The sequence below is a fragment of the Magnetospirillum sp. XM-1 genome (genome assembly GCF_001511835.1).
Taxonomy (GTDB): domain Bacteria; phylum Pseudomonadota; class Alphaproteobacteria; order Rhodospirillales; family Magnetospirillaceae; genus Phaeospirillum.
On the sequence record NZ_LN997848.1, the window covers coordinates 2,144,659 to 2,161,140 of the forward strand.

The window sequence follows — 16,482 nt, forward strand, 5'->3', positions numbered from 1 at the left end:
CGACTTGATCGGAGTCAATGTCTGTGGTCGCCGGGCGTGCGTTCCTGTAGGACCCCCGAGGAGGACCGCCTTGCGTTCTGGCCCCGCCGTTCCGTCCATCTTCCGCTTCGGCCGCAGCCCCATGGCGCGGCTGCTGGCGGTCGCGCTGGTGGCGGCGGGCTTTGTCTTCCAGGGGCTGCTTCCCGGTCTCGATCTGGCGTTCAGGGGGGAAACCCTCCTGGTGACGCTGGCTGCGCGGACTGGAATCTGCCACGCGTCACCCGCGGGCGGAACCGAGCGTACGGCGGTTCCATCCCCCATGGGCGACGAGGAGCAGTCCGAAAGCCATGGATGCTGCCTGGTGTGTCAGGCCGCGTCGCCGGCGAAAGGGGCTTTGCCGTCCCCAACCTTCAAAGTACCCACCGCAGGTACGGCAGGGCTTCGCATCGCCGCGACGGGCTCGTCACGCATGGACGGGCAGGCATCCCGCCACCGGCTCGCCCGCGGCCCTCCGATCGCGGCGGCTTGACGTCGCCCGCCGCCATCCCTGAAATGTCCCATCGCGAACTTTTCGCCGTCCCCATCCGTCGGGGGCGATTGCACCTGTCTACTGTCTGGAGTTTCCCGATGAAGTCCTTTGCCATTGCCGCCGCCCTGCTGCTGGGCCTGTCCGTCTCGGGCCAGGCGGCCGCCGCCGATATCGAGGTGGTCAATCCGTTCATGCGGGCCGCTCCCATGACCGGCGGCACCGGAGCCGCCTTCCTCACCATCCACAACCACGGCGGCGCCGACCGTCTGGTGGCGGCCGAGGCCGGCATTTCCAAGAGCGTGGAACTGCATACCCATGTGAAGGACGGCGACATCTACCGCATGCGCAAGGTCGAGTCCCTGGCGCTGCCCGAGCACGGCACGGTCGAGCTGAAGCCGGGCGGCGACCACATCATGTTCATCGGCCTCAACGCCCCGGTGAAGGAAGGCGCCGCCGTCCAGCTGACGCTCAAGTTCGAGAAGGCCGGCGCGGTGGTGGTCCAGGTTCCGGTCCAGGCGCCCGGCGCCATGGCCCCCGGCGCGGCCATGCCGGGCGGCATGATGCACAAGCACTGAGCCGGTCGGTTTCGTCCATCCGCGCGTCCGTAGTGGCGCGCGGATGGACCAGCGGCCATTGAGGCCGCGGCCAAGCACGCGGAAAGCCTAAGGCGCCGTTCCCATCTTGACCGGGGGCGGCGCCATGTCCGGCGTCAGGGGGCTTCCCGCCGCCAGGGCGTCCAGCAGGCGGGCGGCCGGCGGGCCGTCCCATTCGGCGGCGCCGATGAAGCGGCCGATTTCGCGCCCCTGGGCGTCGATCAGCAGCGTCACCGGCAAGGCGGGAGCGTCCAGCTTTTCCGCCGCCACGCGGTTCTCGTCGGTGCGGATGTCGAGGTTCTTGATCCCTAAGCGGGCGAAGGTGTTGACCACCGTCAGCTTGCCGCCGCGGTCCAGCGACAGGGCGACCAGGGCGACGCCCTTGGCGTCGAGGGCGGGCTTCAGCCGGTCCAGCGCCGGAAGCTCGGCGACGCAGGGCATGCACCAGCTGGCCCACAGATTGAGCAGGATCGGCTTGCCCTTCAGCGTATCCAGGCCGGCGGCGCGGGACTCGGCGTCGCGGATGTCGAGCGCCGCCACCGGCTTGGGCTGGTCGTGGATGACCAGGCCGCGCAATCCCTTGGGGGCGGCGGCGGCCGGGCGGAGGGAAAGGGCCGCGGCGGCGGCCATGACGAAGGCGCGGCGCTTCATGGTCTAGTTCTCCGCCCGGCGCGGCGCCAGGTACGAGCGCACCCGGTCCGCCACCCGGTCCGGCGCCGACATGTGCGGCATCTTGGCCAGGAAATTGCCCTCGCGATCCATGATGAAGATGGAGGCGGTGTGGTCCACGGCATAGCTCTTGGGGTCGTCGCCCTCGGGCTTCTGGCGCTCGTAGCGGACCTTGAAATTGCGCGCGGCGGCGGCGACCTGCTCGGGCGTGCCCGACAGGCCGGTGATGTCGGGAAAGGCGTTCAGGTATTCCTTGAGATGGGCCGGGGTGTCGCGCTCGGGGTCCACCGAGATGAACAGCGTCGCCACCTTGGCCTTGTCCGGGCCCAATTGATCAAGAACCACCGACAAGGTGTTCAGCACGGTGGGGCAGATGTCGGGGCAGAAGGTGTAGCCGAAGGTGACCAGGCGGACCTTCCCCCGGTACATCTCGTCGGTGACGGTCCGCCCGTCCATGTCGGTCAGCAGGAAACGCCCCGAAACCCTGGAATCCTCTTCGGCGCGGGCGGCCGGAAGCATGGCCAGGCACATCATGAGAGTAAGCAGCAACCGTCGCATGTCCATGGGTCCCTTAGTCCTCGTCACGCCCCTTGATGCCTCTCATTCCGGCATTTGGGAAGCGTGATCATAGCCCGGCGGCCATGCCGAGGGCGCGAGGAATTTACGTAGGCTTTCTTGACGAAAGTTAAGGCTTTTGGTCCGCCCCGGTCCCATCGTCTTCGGCGAAGGTTGGGTATCATTTGTTTAGTTTCAACAATTCAAAAGGTGGGGAAGATGCATAGAAGCCGCAAACTGGCGACTCTGCTCGCTACTGTCAGCTTTGGCGCCCTTGTGGCCAGTGCTGCCTCGGCCGAGTCGCTGCAGGATGTGATGAAGCGCCGTGGTCTGACCGAAAACGACCTGATGGCCGCGGCCAAGACCTACAATCCGACCGGCAAGCTTGACGAATTCATGGTGTTCAGCTCGGGCGGCCAGAGCGGTCAGGTGATCGTGTACGGCGTGCCCTCGATGCGCATTCTGAAGTACATCGGCGTGTTCACCCCCGAGCCCTGGCAGGGCTACGGCTATGACGACGAATCCAAGGCCGTGCTGAAGCAGGGCTCCGAGGTTTCCGGCCGTCAGGTTCTGTGGGGCGACACCCACCACCCGGCGCTGTCCGAGACCAACGGCGAGAGCGATGGCCAGTGGCTGTTCATCAACGACAAGAACACGCCCCGCATCGCGGTGGTCGACCTGCGCGACTTCGAGACCAAGCAGATCGTCCAGAACCCGATCATGCAGTCCGAGCACGGCGGCGCCTTCGTCAGCCCGAACACCGACTACGTGATCGAGCCGGCCCAGTACCCCGCCCCGCTGGGCGGTGAATTCGCTCCGCTGGAGCAGTTCAACGAGAAGTATCGCGGCGCGACCACCTTCTGGAAGTTCAACCGCGAGCACGGCCGCATCGAGCCCGAGAACTCGTTCTCCCTCGAGCTGCCCCCCTACAGCCAGGATCTGTCCGACTTCGGCAAGGGTCCGTCGGACGGCTGGGCTTTCGTGAACTCCTTCTGCACCGAGCGTTACGTCGGCGGCATCGAGCGCGGCCGTCCGCCCTTCGAAGCGGGCTGCTCGGCCAAGGACCACGACTACCTGCACGTGATCAACTGGAAGAAGGCCGCCGAGCTGGTCAAGGCCGGCAAGGCCAAGAAGATCAACGGCCACAACGTGCTGACCATCGACACGGCGGTCAAGGAAGGCATCCTGGTGCTCATCCCCGAGCCCAAGAGCCCCCACGGCGCCGACGTCACTCCGGACGGCAAGTACGTTACGGTGTCCGGCAAGCTGGACAGCCACACCACCGTCTACGACATCGCCAAGATCGAGGCCGCGATCAAGGCCGGCACCTTCGCCGGCAAGGACGAGTACGGCATTCCGATCATCGCGCTGGAGACCGTTGCCCACAAGCAGGTGGCGCTGGGCCTCGGCCCGCTCCACACCCAGTACGACTCCAAGCCCTGCGTCGCGTACACCTCGCTGTACGTGGACTCCATGGTCGCCAAGTGGGACTACTGTGAAGGCAAGGTGCTGGACAAAATTTCCGTCCACTACAACATCGGCCACCTGATGGCCATGCAGGGCGACACCGCCAAGCCGGCGGGCAAGTACCTGATCGCTCTGAACAAGCTGGCCATCGATCGTTTCGCTCAGGTGGGTCCGCTGCATCCGCAGAACCACCAGCTGATCGACATCTCCGGCGACAAGATGCAGCTGCTGTACGATATGCCGCTGCCGCTGGGCGAGCCCCACTACGCCGTCTCCATCGCGGTGGAGAAGCTGAAGACCAACGTCCGCTATCCGTTCGGCACCGATTCTCGCACCGAGAAGAAGTCGCCGTTCGCGGTTCGCCCCGGCCAGGAGCGCATCGAGAAGAAGCCGGGCAAGGTCGAAGTGTTCGGTACCGTGATCCGCTCGCACATCACGCCGGAAATCATCGAGGCGAACGAGGGTGACGAAATCACCGTCCACCTGACCAACCTCGAGCGTGCCCAGGACGAAACCCATGGTTTCGCCATCTCCAAGCACAACGGCAACCTGTCGATCGAGCCGGGCAAGACCGCCTCGCTGACCGTCAAGGCCAACAAGGCCGGCGTGTACCCGTACTACTGCACCGAGTTCTGCTCGGCGCTGCACCTTGAGATGGAAGGCTACCTGCTGGTTCAGCCCGCCAACTACAAGGCTTCGGGAGCCAAGGGCAAGGAAGGCCAGGTTTACGGCCAGAAGGACTACGACGCCCGCGTGAAGGCCAACGTTGATACCCAGGCCGTCATCAACAGCGTCGTCGGCTACATCACCAGCGTGAACTTCAAGGACTTCCCGCAGGTGGTCGCCATGGTCGAGGACGCCACCGAGCAGCTGGGCTACGCCGAGCAGAACAAGAAGAAGTCTGAAGAGTTCGCCGCCAAGGGCGACTACAACAGCGCCTTCCTGTGGGCCGAGCAGTGGTTCCAGTATCAGGTCAAGGCCGCCGACATCGGCCTGCGTGCCAAGACCTTCCTGGAGCAGAACGGCGCCAAGAAGGTGGAGGCCGCTCCGGCCAAGTAAGCGGTTGCGGTATGGCCGGGGCGGGTTCGCCCGCCCCGGTAGCCGCGCAAAGGATCTGGCGGGGTGGGCTTGCCCGCTCCGCCTTTCTTTTTGTACCGAAGCGTCTTTTGTACCTTTGTCACGCCGACGCTTCCGAACAGATCAATACTTAACCAAAGTCATGGGGACGGTCGCGTCCGGAGCGTAGTTTCCGTGGAAATTCGGGGGCAGGCTGGGCCATGCCCTCGGTCGTACCGAGCTGGAGAGGATCAGACATGTTCAAGACCATCAAGCGGCAGCTTCCCGTCATGGCTTTGGCCGCCGCCTTTGGCGCCGTCACCCTGGCGCCCGCGCTCGCCGCCGATGGCAAGGCGATCTATGCCGACAAGGGCTGCGCCGCCTGCCACGGCGAGGACGCCAAGACCCCGCTGCAGGAAGGCTTCCCCAAGCTGGCCGGCCAGAGCGCCGAGTACATGTTCAACCAGATGAAGGACATCAAGGCCGGCGCGCGCGCCAACGGCCAGAGCGCCGATTCCATGAAGCCCATCGTCGAGGACATGGCGGAAGACGACATGAAGGCGGTGGCCGATTACCTGGCCAGCCTGAAGGAGGCGCCCGCCGCCGCCGCCGCTGCCGCCGGTGCGCCGCACCCGGGCAAGACCCTGTTCCTGACCAAGACCTGCGTGGCCTGCCACGGCAAGGAAGGCAAGAAGCCGCTGCCCGGCTATCCCATGATCGCCGGCCAGGACAAGGCCTATATCCTGGCCCAGACCAAGGACATCAAGAGCGGCACCCGCGCCAACGGCAAGGCCAACGCCATGCAGCCTGTGATGCACTTGGTCAATGACGACGAAATCGCCCAGATTGCGGATTACTTGTCCACAGTCAAGTGAGGCCGGATTGGGCTGCGCTAGTGTGCGGCCCAGTTCGCTAGACCCTGGAGATAGAACGATGTTGAAGCTTAAGCACAGTCTGGCCGCCATGGTCGCTGTTTCCGCTCTCGTGGTCGGTGGCGCCGCCATCGCCGCCGGTGGCGCTACCCCCCAGAAGGGCAAGTCGCTCGGCGAGGAAGGCTACCAGTGGCATGCCGGCGGCGGCGAGGAAGACGAGGCTCTCCACCTCAAGCCCGACCTGGCTAACGGCAAGGAAGTCTACGAGGTGTGCTCCGCCTGCCACCAGATGGAAGGTTGGGGCCTGACCGACGGCACCTTCCCGCAGCTGGCTGGCCAGCATCCCAAGGTGGTGATCAAGCAGCTGGCCGACATCCGCGCGCTCAACCGCGACAACCCCACCATGTATCCCTTCGCCCTGCCGTCGCAGATCGGCGGCCCGCAGGCCATCGCCGACGTGGCCGCCTACATGGCGGTCAAGCTGAAGATGAACCCCGAGCCCGGCGTGGGCGACGGCAAGGATCTGGCCCTCGGCAAGAAGCTGTACGAAGAGAACTGCACCCGCTGCCACGGCGCCGACGGCGCCGGCGACAACGACAAGTTCTATCCCCGCATCCAGGGCCAGCATTACGAATACCTGCTGCGCCAGTACCAGTGGATCAAGGAAGGCAAGCGCCGCAACGCCAACCCCGACATGATGAAGCAGATCCAGACCTTCACGGATCGCGACACCAAGGCGGTGCTGGACTACACCTCGCGCCTGAAGCCCCCGGCGAATCTCGTCGCGCCCAAGGGCTGGAAAAATCCTGACTTCCAGTAGATTTTTCTGATATAAGGTGGACAATGGGGCGGCGTCCGGAATTCTTCGGGTCGCCGCCCTCCCTCCGATCCACCTGACAAGCCTACGGGGTTGATTTCCATGGCCAATAACAACAGCAAGAGCAAGCCGGCGCTCGTGCGAATCCTGACCGTGATCGCTGCGCTTCTTATCGGCGGCGCGTATTTCTCGCCCATCTGGTGGGTGGCCTTGAAGGCTCCCAACTATCCGGCCGAGACCTTCCCCGACGGCATCCGCATCCACTTCCACATGAACGGCGTGTTCAACGGCTGCACTAGCCAGGAAAAGCCCAAGGACGCCAAGGACGCCGCCTGGGGCGACGAGGAAGGCGGCCTGGACTGCGTCCACGAGATGAACGTCATCAACCACTTCATCGGCATGGAGCCCATCGAGGTGGGCGCCAAGTACGAGATCAAGGCGGCTCCCTACCTGTTCTCGCTGGTGGGTGTGATGCTGCTGGCCTTCCTGGTCTACGCGGGGCCGTTCTGGTGGGTGCTGCCCTTGTCGGGCATCGTCATCCCGGTGGCCTTCGTCGTCGACTATTCCGCCTGGCTGTGGTGGTTCGGCCATAACCTGCGCTCGTGGGCGGCCTTCTCGGTCAAGCCCTTCATGCCCACCGTGTTCGGCGAGGGCAAGGTGGCGCAGTTCGGTACTTTCTCCTATCCCCATTACGGCTTCGGCATGCTGCTGCTGGCCTCGCTGTGCCTGATCGTGGCGTTGCTGCTGCAGCGCAAGGCCCTGAAGTCGAAGTAGTCCCGTTCGCATTAAGGGCAAGGAGCGGAGACGAGGTCCATGGTTGTTTGGTTCAAGACCTTTTCAAAGTCTAGACTGGCGACACTGGCATTCGTCTTCGCCGCCGGCCTGGCCCCCGCCGGGGCTGCGCCACAGGGCCAGGATTCCGAGCCGCTGCTGGATTCCACCCTGCTGCAGGCCTTGATCGACATCGCCCAGCCGGGCCAGGTGATCACGCCGCCGCCGGGGCGCTACAGATCCCATCTGGTGGTCAGCAAGCCGATCGTCTTCGACGGCAAGAACCAGGTGACCCTGGACGGCGAGGGCGTGGGCTCCGTCCTGTGGATCAAGACCGATGGCGCCACCGTGCGCAACTTCCGCATCACCAATTCGGGACCCAGCCACGCCCAGCAGGACGCCGGCATCCAGGTGCGCGGCAAGGACAACCTGGTCGAAGACAACCGCATGGACAACGTGCTGTTCGGCTTCAGCCTGGAGCAGTCCGAGCGCAACGTGGTCCGCAACAACGTGGTGGAAGGCAAGAAGATCAGCTTAGGGAGGCGCGGTGACGGCATCAAGCTGTGGTACTCGCACCATAACCTGATCGAGAACAACCAGTTCATCAACGGGCGCGACATCGTCTTTTGGTATTCCACCCACAATCGCTTCGTCGGTAACCGCCAGAGCGGCGGGCGCTATGGCCTGCACCTGATGCAGGCCCAGTACAACATCGCCGAAAGCAACTACTTCTTCGACAATTCCACCGGCATTTCCATGATGTACGACACCGGTGACGAACTCCGGAACAACGTCATCGCCAAGGCGGTGGGCGCCCAGGGCGTCTGCATCTCGCTGAAGGAAAGCAGCGACGTGGTGATCGAGAACAACGACATTCTCTATTGTTCCCAGGGTATCGCCATCGACGTGGCGCCCTACGAACCCGACAGCAAGAACCACATCCGCGGCAACCGCATCGCCTACAACGACATCGGCGTGTCTTTCCTCAACGACTGGAAGGACAACGAGTTCACCGGCAACCTGTTCTCGGGCAACATCACCGAGGTGGCGGTTTATGGCGGCGGCAGCGCCAAGCGCAATGTCTGGGATTCCAACCGCTGGGAGGATTACCAGGGCTTCGACCGCGACGGTAACGGCGTGGGCGACAAGCCGCACAAGCTGTTCAACTATGCCGGACGGGTGTGGATGGACAAGCCCAACACCCGTTTCTTCAAGGGCACGCCGCTGCTCGAGGTTCTGGACTTCCTCGACCGCCTGGCGCCCTTTTCCGAGCCGGTATTGATGCTGGAGGACAAGCATCCCCTGGTGGCGGCCGACGCCAAGGTTCGCGCCGGCTCGACGCTGGAGGCCACCGAGGACCTGCGCAAGAACGCCGACCGTCCCAAGCCTGCGGGCGAGACGCCCATGGCCCACGACCGCGGCGCGTCCGGCCAGTCCGAGCGTGCCGCAGGCGCGGTCTTCGCGCCCAAGCTCGACGTGGCGCCCTATACCCCGCCGACGGCTCCGGCCGTGGCTCCGCCGCCTGCTCCCGCCGTGGCTCCGCCGGTTGCTCCGGCCCAGCCCGCGCCGCCTCCCGCCACCCTGATTCCTGCCGCGCCAGGCAACGCTTCGGACGCCGCGCCGGCATTCCAGAGGCGTCGGGGGGCTCTTGAACCGCAACGACCCTCCTCCGCTGGGAGTAAGGATGATGACTGACGAGGTTGGCACGCCCAAGCCGGCGGCCCCTGTTCCCCACGCCAACAACAAGACGCGCCGCATGGTGATGCGCTCCATCGCCATGGGCGGGGCCGTGGTTGGCGCTTCGCTGTTCGGATTCTTTCCGGTGCTGCGCAAGTGGACGCCCCGGCTGCGGCCGCCGGGCGCCATCGACGAGGCGGAGTTCCTGGCGGCCTGCATCAAGTGCGGCCAGTGCGTCCAGGTCTGCCCGGTGCGCGCCATCGCGCTCGGCGATCTGGACGAGGGCTTCGGCGTCGGCGTGCCCTATGTTCCGGCCCGCGAACAGGCCTGCGACTTCTCGTGCGACGCGGTGCAGTGCGTGCTGGCCTGCCCCACGGGGGCGCTCAGCCACAAGATCAGCAAGAAGGAAGAGGTCCATATGGGCCTCGCCCGCCTGGACCGCCCCAACGCCTGCCTGGCGCGCAAGGGCGAGGGCTGGAAGGGCCCGGCGCGGCCCGCGCCCTTCAAGGGCGTCCACCGCTATACCGAGATCGACCGCTGGAAGCCGGTCAAGCTGGCCGAATACAAGTACGACCTGGAGCTTTGCGACCTGTGCGTCCGCGAATGCCCGGTTCCCAACGCCATCAGCATGGAGCCCATGAGCAAGGATCCCGCCGACAAGCGCAGGACCCCGGTGGTGCACCAGGCCTGCGTCGGCTGCGGCATGTGCGAGATGATCTGCCCGACCGAGCCGGCCTCCATCGTCATCGACATCCGGCGCAAGTGGGGAGACGCGTGATGAAGCTCCTCCGATCCTTCAAGATCATGCTGGGCGCGGCGCCGCAAAAGCCCGCCAGCTACACCCCCGAAGCCCAGGCCATGATGGAGGCCAAGCGGCAGGTCAAGGGGACCGAGCGGGCCCGCCAGATCAAGGAAGCCCACGCCGAGAAGCACTCCCACAAGTGGCGCAACATCCGCTGGGCGACGCTGATCATGGTCAACATGATCTTCGTGCTGTCGTTCCGCTTCGACGTCCAGCTGGTGGAAGGCGCGCTGACCGCGTCGCGCGTCATCGGCTTCCACTTCGCCGATTTGAATTCCGCCATCCAGGTGATGCTGGCCTACAAGGTCATCCTGATCAACCTGGTGATCGGCACCGGTACGGTGCTGTTCATGTGGTGGCTCTTGGGCGGGCGCACCTTCTGCTCCTGGACCTGCCCCTACCACCTGCTGGCCGAGATCGCCGAGAAGATCCATCTGGCGCTGGCCAAGCGCAAGATGGTGGTGGACTACCCCCTGCACCGCGGCTCGCGCACCGTGCTCTACGTGGTGTTCGCCCTGCTGGCGGTGGTCAGCGGCTATACGGTGTTCGAATCCATCTCGCCCACCGGCATCGTCAGCCGCGCCCTGATCTACGGGCCCGGCCTGGCCATGGTCTGGGTGCTGGGCCTTCTGGTCTACGAGATCATCTTCATCCGCCGCATGTGGTGCCGCTACATCTGCCCCATCGGGCTGACCTACGGCTTCGTCGGTGCGGTCTCGCCGCTCCGGGTGACCTACAACATGGAGAATTGCCTGAACGAGGGCGATTGCCGCAAGGTCTGCCTGGTGCCCCATGTGCTGGAATGCACCAAGAAGACCTATGCCGAGGATGTCAACGTCGCCATCGGCGCCGATTGCACCCGCTGCGGCCTGTGCATCGACGCCTGTCCCACCGGCTCGCTGAAATTCGAGGTCAAGGGTTTGGACAAGCTGTTGTAGGTTGAAGCCCGTTCCCGGAGTTGGGCCGGGATGGGCGAGGGCAAGAGGACATGCAGCGGGAATGATCGTTTTCGAGAACGTCTCCAAGACCTTCAAGCGCCACCGGGTGCTGGACGGCGTCAGCCTGTCCATCGACAAGGGCGAGCGGATCGCCCTGGTGGGCTCCAACGGCGCGGGCAAGACCACCCTGATCCGCTGCCTGCTGGGCGAGTACCTGCACGAGGGATCGGTCACGGTCAACGGCTTGCCGCCGCGCGGCAACCGCAAGACCGTGCTGTCCCATGTGGGCTTCGTGCCGCAGATTCCGCCGCCCTTGAAGATGCCGGTGGGCGAATTGGTCAACTTCTCGGCCGCCGTCTGCGGCTCGGACCCGGACCGTATCATCGCCATGGTGCGCGAACTGGGCCTGGACTGGGACATGGTGCGGGGCCGCCCCTTCGTGAAGCTGTCGGGCGGCATGAAGCAGAAGATGCTGATCGGCATCGCGCTGGGCCGCGATTCCGACCTGCTGATCATGGACGAGCCCGCCGCCAATCTGGACCCCGAGGCGCGGCACATCTTCTTCCACCTGCTGCACGAGCGGAAGGACAACGCCGTCATGCTGATCACCAGCCACCGCCTGGACGAGGTGGCGGCGCTGGTCAACCGCGTGGTCGAGATGGACCAGGGAAAGGTGGCGCTGGACGACCGCGTCGCCGACGACGTGGAGATGACGGCGCGCCTCGACTGCGTGGTGCGCCTGACGCGGGCCGAGCCGGCCTTCGCGCGTGCCATGGGCGACTGGCATTTCCAGCCCGAGCAGGACGGCACGGCGTGGCGGGGCGTGGTCAACGGCCCCGACCGGCTGCGCTTCCTGGGCGTGCTGGCCCGCTATGCCGGTCTGGTGGCCGGCATCGAGATGAAATAGGAGCGGACGAAATGTGCGAGCGTCATAGCGTCAATCGCCGCCGCTTCCTGGCCCTGGTGCCGGGCATGGCGATCGCCGTGTCGGCCTGCGGCCAGCAATCCACCGGGCCGGTGGAGATCAAGTGGGGCCGCGAGACCTGCGAATATTGCGGCATGATCATCGACGATCCCCGCTTCGCCGCCCAGGTGCGGGGCAAGGACGGTAAGGTCCGCAAGTTCGACGATCTGGGCGACGCGGTGCTGTGGATGGCCAAGCAGGGCTGGGCCGACGACGCGTCGGTGGAGTTCTGGGTCGGCGGCGTCGAGACGGAAAAGTGGATCGACGGCCGCAAGGCCTTCTACATCGATGGCCAGCATACTCCCATGGCCCACGGCTTCGGCGCGCTGGGCCAGGGGCGGAATGGGGCGGTCGATTACGTCGCCATGAAGAACGCCGTGCTGGCCCGGGGCTCCACCAGTCGTTGCGAGCCCTCGGAGACCCCCTCGAACCCCACGACGCGAGACGGCTGATGAACGCGCTCTATCTCACCGCCCGGCTGGACATCGCGGAATCGCTGCGGTCCCGCTGGTTCATGTTCTACTCCATCGTGTTCGGCGGCATCGTGGTGCTGCTGTTCGTCTTTGGCCTGACCGAATCGCGCATCCTGGGCTTCACCGGCCTGTCGCGCCTGCTGGTCACGTATATCCAGCTCTGTGTCGCCATCCTGCCGGTGTTCATCCTGATCACCACGGTGAGATCCGTGGCGGGCGACCGCGACGCCGGCGTGTTCGAATACATGCTGTCCCTGCCGGTGCCGCTTTACGCCTGGTTCTGGGGCAAGATGCTCGGCCGTTTCGTGGTGGTGTTCCTGCCGGTGTTCGGCGCCATGGCGGTGGCGGCCATTTATGCCGCGCTGCGCGGCATCGAGGTGGATTGGAGCCTGTTCGTGCTCTACACCGCCCTGCTGGTGGCCCTGGCCTGGGCGTTTCTCGGCATCGGCATGCTGATCTCCACCCTGGCGCGCACCCCCGACGTGGCGCAGACCGGCGCCTTCCTCACCTGGCTGGTGCTGCTCCTGTTCCTCGACCTGATCCTTTTGGGCCTGATGGTCCGCGAAAGGCTGCCGCTGGAACTGATCGTCGGCATCGCGGTGGCCAATCCGCTGCAAAGCTTCCGCACCGCCGCCATCTTGCTGTTCGACCCGCAGATGGTGGTGCTGGGGCCCAGCTCCTATGTGATCCTCGACGCGCTGGGCCGCAGCGGCTATCTTACATTCGCACTTGCTTATCCAATCGCGCTGGGCACGCTCAGCGCCGGGGTCGGCTACTTCCTGTTCCGTCGGGGTGATCTTCCTTGACCTCATCGCTTTCGGGCACCTTCGGCTTCCAGTCGGTCACGCCGGAAGAGCGTGAGCAGCGCATCCGCGCGGTGTTCAACGCCGTGGCGCCGCGTTACGACCTGATGAACGACGTGATGAGCTTCGGCATCCATCGCCTGTGGAAGCGGGCGATGGTCAGGGCGGCCCGCCCGGCGGCGGGACAGGTGATCGTCGATCTGGCCGGTGGTACCGGCGACGTGGCCCGTCTGCTGGCGGCGCCCGACCGCCGGGTGATGGTCTGCGACCCCTCGCCCGAGATGATGGCGGTGGGCGAGAAGCGCTGCCGGGGCCTCGGCGTCCAGTTCGTGGAGGGCAAGGCTGAGGCCATGCCTTTCGAGACCAATTCGGTGGACACGCTGACCATCGCCTTTGGTCTGCGCAACGCCACCAGCCCCGAAGCCGCCCTGGCCGAGATCTTCCGGGTCTTAAAGCCCGGCGGCTGGTTCGTCTGCCTGGAATTCTCCAAGCCCTGGGCGCTGATCCGTCCGTTCTACGACGCCTATTCCTTCCATGTGATTCCGCGCCTGGGGGCCTGGATCGCCCGCGAACCCGCTGCCTATTCCTATCTGGTGGAATCCATCCGCCGCTTCCCCGATCAAAAGGAAATGGCCGGGCTGATGCGCGTCGCCGGGTTCGAGCGTATCGACTGGCGCAATCTGTCCATGGGCATCGCCTGCCTGCATTCCGGCGTGAAGCCCGCGTCATGAAGCTCGAGTCCGGCCAGCCCGAAAGCCCGTCGCTGGTCATCGATGGACAGCATGCCAGCCGGGTCGACCAGCCGCCGGACGGCTGGCGGCTGTGGTGGCTGGCCATCCGGCCCAAGACGCTGACCATTTCCGTGGCACCCGTGGTGGCGGGCAGCGCCCTGGCGCTGGCCGATACCGGCGGCCTCGATCCCAGGCCCTTCGCCGCCTCGCTGCTGGGGGCGCTGGCCATCCAGGCGGGCACCAATCTCTACAACGACGTGGGCGACGCGGTCCGTGGCGGCGACCAGCCGTTGCGCCAGGGACCGCCGCGCGTCACCGCGCTGGGCTGGGCGACGCCCGAGCGGGTGCGCCGCGCCGCGCTGGTCAGCTTCGCCCTGGCCGCCCTGGTCGGCCTCTATCTGGTCTGGCTGGGCGGCTGGCCCATCATCGCCCTGGGGCTGGCCTCGCTGCTGGCCGGCTGGGCCTATTCCAGCGGGCCGAAGCCCATCGCCTATACCCCCAGCGGCGAAGCCTTCGTCATCGCCTTTTTCGGCATCGGCGCGGTGGGCGGGACCTATTACCTGCAGACCCTTTCCCTGACCGGTCAGTCGATCATGGTCGGCATTGCCATCGGCGCGGTGGCGGCGGCGGTGCTGCTGGCCAACAATTACCGCGACATGGAGGCCGACCGGCTGGCCGGACGCCGCACCCTGGCCATCCGCGCCGGCATCGAGGCGTCCAAGGCGGTCTACGGCATGTTGCTGCTGGCGTCGGTCGGCTTGCTGGCCTCGCCGCTGGGCCCCAAGGGCGGCTGGCTGTGTCTGGGCGCGTTGCCTTTCGCCCTGTGGCTGATCCTGAAATTCGCCACGAGTCCGCGTGGTCCGGCCTTCAACGCCATCCTGGCGTCCACGGCGCGCTTCCAGCTGCTGTTGGCCGGATTGCTGGCGGTGGGAGTGCTGCTGTGATCACCCAGGCCGCGCTTCCCCTGGCGCTCGCCTTCATCATGTTCGCCATGGGCCTGACCATGGACGGGCGCGATTTCCGCGTCGTATTTGGCCAGCCCAAGGCCATGGCGGTGGGGCTGGCGGCCAAGCTGGTGCTGCTGCCCGCGCTCGGCCTCGCCCTGGTGCTGGCCTGGAAGCCCCAGCCCGATTTCGCCGTGGGCATGATCCTGCTGGCCGCCTGTCCGGCCGGCGTGACCTCGGCCCTGCTGACCCATCATGCCGGCGGGCGCATCGCGCTGGCCGCCACCATCACCGCGCTCACCTCCCTGGCCGCCACCGTGACCGTGCCGCTGCTGGTCAATTTCGGTCTGGCCCTGTTCGCCGGCTATGACCGGTCGGTCGAGATTCCCGTGGGCAAGATGACGCTGGGGATCTTCCTGGTAGACACGGTGCCGCTGGCCCTGGGGCTGGCCATCCAGCGCCTGTGGCCGCAGGCGGCCGAGCGGATGGGGCGCCTGGCGCGGCCCGTCGCCACCTTGCTGTTCGCCCTGATCGTGGTGGGCGCCTTCGTCAGCCAGCGCCAGTCGCTGATCGACCATGTGGGCGACGTGGTGCCGGCCGCCCTGGCGCTCAATCTGGCGGCCATGAGCGGGGCCTGGGCGCTGGGCGCGTTCGCCCGCCTGGATTTGGCCGACCGCATCGCCGTGGTGATGGAGAACGGGCTGCAGAACGGGGCGCTGGGCATCTTCGTGGCGGTGACGCTGCTGGGCAACCCCGCCATGATGGTGCCCAGCATCGTCTACGCCTTCGTCATGAACCTCACCGCCATCGCCTTCATCTGGGCGGTGCGGCGGCGCAGCCGGACCGTTACCGGTTAGGGTCGACCACCACGCGGCCCTTGACGTCGCCCTTGAGGATTCGGGCTCCCATCTCGGGCAATTCCGCCAGACGGATTTCGGTGGTCAGCGCGTCGAGCCTGTCCAAGGGCAGCAACTCGGCCAGACGCTTCCAGGCGAGGATGCGCCTGGGCTTCGGGCACATCACCGAATCGATGCCCAGGATGCTGGCGCCGCGCAGCAGGAAGGGCAGCACCGTCATATTGAACTCGACGCCGCCGGCATTGCCGCACGACGCCACCGCACCCCGCATGCGAAGCGAGGCGACGGTATTGGCGAGCGTCGCGCCGCCGACCGAGTCCACGGCCGCCGCCCAGCGTTCCGACAGCAGCGGCTTGGGCGGCGGCGCGCCCACCTCGGCGCGGTCGACGATGGAGGTCGCCCCCAGCGAACGCAGATAATCTCCCAGGCTTTCGCGCCCCGTGGACGCCGCCACCCGGTAGCCCAGCCTGGATAAGAGCAGCACGGCGACGCTGCCCAGCCCGCCGGCGGCGCCGGTGACCAGCACCTCGCCCTCGTCGGTGGTGCGAAGGCCGTGATCCTCGAGCGCCATCACCGCCAGCATGGCGGTGAAGCCGGCGGTGCCTACCGCCATGGCCTGGCGGGTGGACAGTCCGGCGGGAAGGGGCACCAGCCATTCGGCCTTGACCCGGGCCTTGGCGCCGTAGCCGCCCCAATGGGTTTCGCCCACCCGCCAGCCGGTCAGGATCACCTTGTCGCCCGGCTTGAATTCGGCCGAGGAACTGGCCTCGACCGTGCCGGCGAAATCGACGCCGGGCACGTGCGGGTATTTGCGCACCAGACGGCCCAGTCCGCCCAGGATCATGCCGTCCTTGTAGTTCAGGGTGCTGTACTCGACCTTGACCAGCACCTCGCCCTCGGGCAGGTCGGCTTCGGTCAGCCGGCGGATGGAGGCGGTCACCTTGCCGCCGGTCTCGTCAAGCATCAGGGCGGGAAAATCGCTCAC

At 66.1% G+C, this 16,482-nt stretch carries 18 protein-coding genes; 15 read left to right on the forward strand and 3 right to left on the reverse strand.

Translation table 11 applies throughout. The features are described 5' to 3' along the window. Positions 1-70: 70 nt before the first annotated feature. Positions 71-508, forward strand: a complete 438-nt coding sequence (locus XM1_RS10010) for a hypothetical protein (RefSeq protein WP_231920764.1) — start codon at positions 71-73, stop codon at positions 506-508. A 98-nt stretch (positions 509-606) separates the two neighbouring features. After that, the gene (locus XM1_RS10015) at positions 607-1,083 is read left to right on the forward strand and encodes a copper chaperone PCu(A)C (RefSeq protein ID WP_068433130.1); all 477 of its coding nucleotides are present in this window, start codon (positions 607-609) and stop codon (positions 1,081-1,083) included. 87 nt (positions 1,084-1,170) lie between these two features. Here the strand turns inward: XM1_RS10015 and XM1_RS10020 are convergent, their stop codons facing one another. Continuing rightward, on the reverse strand, positions 1,171-1,752 hold the full coding sequence (locus XM1_RS10020; protein WP_068433132.1) for a TlpA disulfide reductase family protein: 582 nt from the start codon (positions 1,750-1,752) through the stop codon (positions 1,171-1,173). Between the two features lie 3 nt (positions 1,753-1,755). Further along, positions 1,756-2,328, reverse strand: a complete 573-nt coding sequence (locus XM1_RS10025) for an SCO family protein (protein WP_231920765.1) — start codon at positions 2,326-2,328, stop codon at positions 1,756-1,758. A 216-nt stretch (positions 2,329-2,544) separates the two neighbouring features. Between XM1_RS10025 and nosZ the strand changes: the two genes are divergently transcribed. The 13 genes from nosZ (at position 2,545) to XM1_RS10090 (ending at position 15,497) form a co-directional block, all read left to right on the forward strand. Continuing rightward, a complete protein-coding gene (gene nosZ, locus XM1_RS10030) occupies positions 2,545-4,851 on the forward strand; it encodes a Sec-dependent nitrous-oxide reductase (protein ID WP_068433136.1) in 2,307 nt (768 codons plus the stop codon). Positions 4,852-5,105: 254 nt separating this feature from the next. Then, positions 5,106-5,723 carry a c-type cytochrome gene (locus XM1_RS10035; protein WP_068433138.1) on the forward strand — a complete coding sequence of 206 codons (618 nt, stop codon included), beginning with the start codon at positions 5,106-5,108 and terminating at the stop codon, positions 5,721-5,723. A gap of 58 nt (positions 5,724-5,781) precedes the next feature. Then, a complete protein-coding gene (locus XM1_RS10040) occupies positions 5,782-6,540 on the forward strand; it encodes a c-type cytochrome (RefSeq protein ID WP_068433140.1) in 759 nt (252 codons plus the stop codon). Between the two features lie 99 nt (positions 6,541-6,639). Continuing rightward, positions 6,640-7,311, forward strand: a complete 672-nt coding sequence (locus XM1_RS10045; RefSeq protein WP_068433142.1) for a hypothetical protein — start codon at positions 6,640-6,642, stop codon at positions 7,309-7,311. A 39-nt stretch (positions 7,312-7,350) separates the two neighbouring features. Then, a complete protein-coding gene (gene nosD, locus XM1_RS10050; protein WP_231920766.1) occupies positions 7,351-9,003 on the forward strand; it encodes a nitrous oxide reductase family maturation protein NosD in 1,653 nt (550 codons plus the stop codon). Then, the gene (locus XM1_RS10055; RefSeq protein WP_068433143.1) at positions 8,996-9,763 is read left to right on the forward strand and encodes a 4Fe-4S dicluster domain-containing protein; all 768 of its coding nucleotides are present in this window, start codon (positions 8,996-8,998) and stop codon (positions 9,761-9,763) included. Before nosD ends, XM1_RS10055 begins: the two co-directional genes overlap by 8 nt. After that, a complete protein-coding gene (locus XM1_RS10060) occupies positions 9,763-10,725 on the forward strand; it encodes a NapH/MauN family ferredoxin-type protein (protein ID WP_068433145.1) in 963 nt (320 codons plus the stop codon). Before XM1_RS10055 ends, XM1_RS10060 begins: the two co-directional genes overlap by 1 nt. A 61-nt stretch (positions 10,726-10,786) precedes the next feature. Beyond that, entirely contained in the window at positions 10,787-11,632 is an 846-nt protein-coding gene (locus tag XM1_RS10065; protein ID WP_068433148.1) for an ABC transporter ATP-binding protein, read from the forward strand. Between the two features lie 11 nt (positions 11,633-11,643). Next, positions 11,644-12,141, forward strand: coding sequence for a hypothetical protein (locus XM1_RS10070; protein WP_068433150.1), 498 nt, complete (start codon positions 11,644-11,646; stop codon positions 12,139-12,141). After that, positions 12,141-12,968 carry an ABC transporter permease gene (locus XM1_RS10075; protein ID WP_068433155.1) on the forward strand — a complete coding sequence of 276 codons (828 nt, stop codon included), beginning with the start codon at positions 12,141-12,143 and terminating at the stop codon, positions 12,966-12,968. Before XM1_RS10070 ends, XM1_RS10075 begins: the two co-directional genes overlap by 1 nt. Further along, complete coding sequence (gene ubiE / locus XM1_RS10080) at positions 12,965-13,696, forward strand: bifunctional demethylmenaquinone methyltransferase/2-methoxy-6-polyprenyl-1,4-benzoquinol methylase UbiE (protein WP_068433157.1); 732 nt, start codon at positions 12,965-12,967, stop codon at positions 13,694-13,696. The genes XM1_RS10075 and ubiE overlap by 4 nt, the downstream gene beginning before the upstream one ends. Beyond that, positions 13,693-14,640, forward strand: coding sequence for a 1,4-dihydroxy-2-naphthoate octaprenyltransferase (gene menA / locus XM1_RS10085; RefSeq protein ID WP_082700438.1), 948 nt, complete (start codon positions 13,693-13,695; stop codon positions 14,638-14,640). Before ubiE ends, menA begins: the two co-directional genes overlap by 4 nt. Beyond that, positions 14,637-15,497, forward strand: coding sequence for a bile acid:sodium symporter family protein (locus XM1_RS10090; RefSeq protein ID WP_068433159.1), 861 nt, complete (start codon positions 14,637-14,639; stop codon positions 15,495-15,497). The genes menA and XM1_RS10090 overlap by 4 nt, the downstream gene beginning before the upstream one ends. Here the strand turns inward: XM1_RS10090 and XM1_RS10095 are convergent. Then, complete coding sequence (locus XM1_RS10095) at positions 15,487-16,461, reverse strand: MDR family oxidoreductase (RefSeq protein ID WP_197603123.1); 975 nt, start codon at positions 16,459-16,461, stop codon at positions 15,487-15,489. The two genes, XM1_RS10090 and XM1_RS10095, sit on opposite strands and share 11 nt — an antisense overlap. Positions 16,462-16,482: the final 21 nt, after the last annotated feature.

What these genes read in the sequence shown, in the direction of transcription:
- XM1_RS10015 (WP_068433130.1), top strand. Translation starts at nt 607, where the DNA reads ATGAAGTCCTTTGCCATTGCCGCCGCCCTGCTGCTGGGCCTGTCCGTC.
- XM1_RS10020 (WP_068433132.1), bottom strand. Translation starts at nt 1,752, where the DNA reads ATGAAGCGCCGCGCCTTCGTCATGGCCGCCGCCGCGGCCCTTTCCCTC.
- XM1_RS10025 (WP_231920765.1), bottom strand. Translation starts at nt 2,328, where the DNA reads ATGCGACGGTTGCTGCTTACTCTCATGATGTGCCTGGCCATGCTTCCG.
- nosZ (WP_068433136.1), top strand. Translation starts at nt 2,545, where the DNA reads ATGCATAGAAGCCGCAAACTGGCGACTCTGCTCGCTACTGTCAGCTTT.
- XM1_RS10035 (WP_068433138.1), top strand. Translation starts at nt 5,106, where the DNA reads ATGTTCAAGACCATCAAGCGGCAGCTTCCCGTCATGGCTTTGGCCGCC.
- XM1_RS10040 (WP_068433140.1), top strand. Translation starts at nt 5,782, where the DNA reads ATGTTGAAGCTTAAGCACAGTCTGGCCGCCATGGTCGCTGTTTCCGCT.
- XM1_RS10045 (WP_068433142.1), top strand. Translation starts at nt 6,640, where the DNA reads ATGGCCAATAACAACAGCAAGAGCAAGCCGGCGCTCGTGCGAATCCTG.
- nosD (WP_231920766.1), top strand. Translation starts at nt 7,351, where the DNA reads ATGGTTGTTTGGTTCAAGACCTTTTCAAAGTCTAGACTGGCGACACTG.
- XM1_RS10055 (WP_068433143.1), top strand. Translation starts at nt 8,996, where the DNA reads ATGACTGACGAGGTTGGCACGCCCAAGCCGGCGGCCCCTGTTCCCCAC.
- XM1_RS10060 (WP_068433145.1), top strand. Translation starts at nt 9,763, where the DNA reads ATGAAGCTCCTCCGATCCTTCAAGATCATGCTGGGCGCGGCGCCGCAA.
- XM1_RS10065 (WP_068433148.1), top strand. Translation starts at nt 10,787, where the DNA reads ATGATCGTTTTCGAGAACGTCTCCAAGACCTTCAAGCGCCACCGGGTG.
- XM1_RS10070 (WP_068433150.1), top strand. Translation starts at nt 11,644, where the DNA reads ATGTGCGAGCGTCATAGCGTCAATCGCCGCCGCTTCCTGGCCCTGGTG.
- XM1_RS10075 (WP_068433155.1), top strand. Translation starts at nt 12,141, where the DNA reads ATGAACGCGCTCTATCTCACCGCCCGGCTGGACATCGCGGAATCGCTG.
- menA (WP_082700438.1), top strand. Translation starts at nt 13,693, where the DNA reads ATGAAGCTCGAGTCCGGCCAGCCCGAAAGCCCGTCGCTGGTCATCGAT.
- XM1_RS10095 (WP_197603123.1), bottom strand. Translation starts at nt 16,461, where the DNA reads ATGCTTGACGAGACCGGCGGCAAGGTGACCGCCTCCATCCGCCGGCTG.